Origin of the sequence: Vibrio splendidus 12E03 (assembly GCF_000272105.2) — a bacterium.
Lineage (GTDB): Bacteria > Pseudomonadota > Gammaproteobacteria > Enterobacterales > Vibrionaceae > Vibrio > Vibrio splendidus_I.
Window position 1 is genome coordinate 1 of record NZ_AJZD02000169.1, and the last position, 2,338, is coordinate 2,338.

The 2,338-nt window shown below is 40.2% G+C and carries 2 protein-coding genes; both read left to right on the forward strand.

The window, feature by feature from the left end:
• Positions 1-579: 579 nt before the first annotated feature.
• Entirely contained in the window at positions 580-1,227 is a 648-nt protein-coding gene (locus tag A142_RS11710; RefSeq protein ID WP_019822658.1) for a hypothetical protein, read from the forward strand.
• Positions 1,228-1,307: 80 nt separating this feature from the next.
• On the forward strand, positions 1,308-2,324 hold the full coding sequence (locus A142_RS11715; protein WP_019822660.1) for a phosphatidylinositol-specific phospholipase C: 1,017 nt from the start codon (positions 1,308-1,310) through the stop codon (positions 2,322-2,324).
• The last annotated feature ends 14 nt before the right edge of the window (positions 2,325-2,338 follow it).

Here is a 2,338-nt window from a genome sequence, read left to right on the forward strand (position 1 = left end):
TTCATACGACCTCAGGTCGCACGGACAGAAATCATTTAGATCTATTACTTAAATTAGTAAAATACGAATAACTTCAAGTATGGGAAATTACGTAACTCAGTGTCCAAAATTGCTGGAGCGGATCAGTCTCACGCTAGAAACAAAATCGTAGAGGCGCCCTAGAGTTTATATTTACCCTCTAGGGCTTCTATCTTTATGAGATGAGCGTATTCACCCTAAAGCCCAATCTTGAAAATCGTGGAAACATTGCTAGCAAAGAAGCTCTACCAATGGCCCCTATCCCCCATAAGCCAACTCCATTAACACTGAATGACTACAAGCCCATAAAAGAATTTCACCTCTAGTAGCGCCGTAAATGAGAAAGTACCTATCCTATTCTTCTCTTGTATTTTTCTCATTCAATACTCCTATCTCCTCACGTCTACAGTCACGTTTTGCATTTAAATTCAAAATGAAACTAATTGCATATATACAAATAGAGCACTACCTTCTTTATAGCCAGAAAGAACAAATTCTGGCTAATTAATTAGTTTTATATATAAGAAATGCAACAACACCGTTGGACTAGGAGAAAAACACATGACAAAAATTCACAACAATGAATTCACCTTCATTATTGAAGGACTCTCGGAAATTTCTTTTATCGAAAAAGAGCACAAGATAACAAAAGGTCAGCCGTATGAAGGGGTTAGCTGTAAAGGGAACACGCTTGTCGTGAAAGCAGGACGACACAACTCAGGTGATGTTGCGAAATGGTTTCTAAATAGCGCTAAAGAGCGCGGGGTAATAGCGAAAACATTCAATGACGAAAAGCCAGAAGCTCTAAACTTTGCAGTGCGTGGAACACTATTACTTCATATAAAAGGGGTTACATACACTTTCGATGACTTCGTTATAGGCCAAGGGCATTTTGAGTTTAACAACAACTGGTGGATTGGCTCTAAAGAAATGTTTGGTGTTACATGGGACAACGTAAACCAACAATATGCTGAGCAGCTAGTTCAAGACTCGTTAAGTGTAGTATCCAGCATCATTACTGAAGACCCAGTAGGTAGCGTTATTGATAGTGCGAAGCTCGTCGTCGACGTGCTGAACAAACGTAAAGTGGGCTCTGGAAGCATAGCGGCACGAACGAGTGAATCGACGACCGCTGTTGGGCTATTCTTGTTCCAAATGGACAATTCTCAAACCAATATAACTATGACTGGCCGCTATTCACACCCTTAGTTCCTCTTCTTGTAGAGTGATGCTTAGCGCTTACCACTTCTAGCAATACTCACTCAAACACACAAACCAAAGACGAACAAATGAGCTTTGGTGATTGGTTTATAACCAAAGCTCAAAAATATTCTATATCGGAGAACAACATGGCTGACGTAAGCACAAAAAACTGGATGAGTGCACTAGACAAAAACTTAACACTGGACAGTATTTCCATGCCGGGGACTCATGATTCAGGGACTCAAAAAGCCCTTAAAGGGGGAGCTAGAACACAAAACTTTGGCATTTATGATCAACTATCGGATGGCATTCGTTTCCTCGACATTCGTGTGAAACCAAACGGTCTAGAACTTGACCCTCTAAATATTTACCATGGTGACTTTAGTTGCGGCATTTCTTTCGGTGATGTTCTAAATGATTGTTTAAAGTTTCTCTCAGAAAACCCAAGTGAATCCGTCGTTATGCTTATGAACGCCGCGACAAACAGTGATAAAGACATTCAAACAAAATTCGACGAATACCTTAAACAAGAGAAGTACAAACATCTATTTTACTTAGAGCCACGAATACCAGCATTGCATGAAGCCCAGAGCAAAATTGTTTTGTTAAGACGTTTTGATGGCGATGAAGGTATCGATCTATCCAATGGGTGGGAAAAGAATGCAACCTTCACTCTTACAACGCCCGAAAACCAAGTATTCCGAATAGAAGATGAATACCAACAGCACGATACTCACAAGAAAATGGCTACCGTACACTCCTCAATAAACAGAGCTATGGAGACACCAAATGATAACGCTGTGCATATTACATACAATAGCATCTCACTTGGGGGACACTCACCTTACCAATACGCTTGGGGTGGCGGTTTCGGTAAAGTAGATCCGAAGATGAATCCAGGACTAACGGAATTCTTGGCTGAGCAACAAAAGAGAAAAAGGTTTGGTATTGTTGTTCTAGACTTTTACAACAACGAAGAAGGTCATATAGATAACAGAAATGCCGAGCTGATTATCAACGCCAACTCGGGAGTTGACTTGAAAAATAGCGAGTATGCAAGAAGTTCATCTATCATTAAAGAAGACCATTCTTACTTAGTTTAAAGAATGGTCTTCTT

What these genes read in the sequence shown, in the direction of transcription:
- A142_RS11710 (WP_019822658.1), top strand. Translation starts at nt 580, where the DNA reads ATGACAAAAATTCACAACAATGAATTCACCTTCATTATTGAAGGACTC.
- A142_RS11715 (WP_019822660.1), top strand. Translation starts at nt 1,308, where the DNA reads ATGAGCTTTGGTGATTGGTTTATAACCAAAGCTCAAAAATATTCTATA.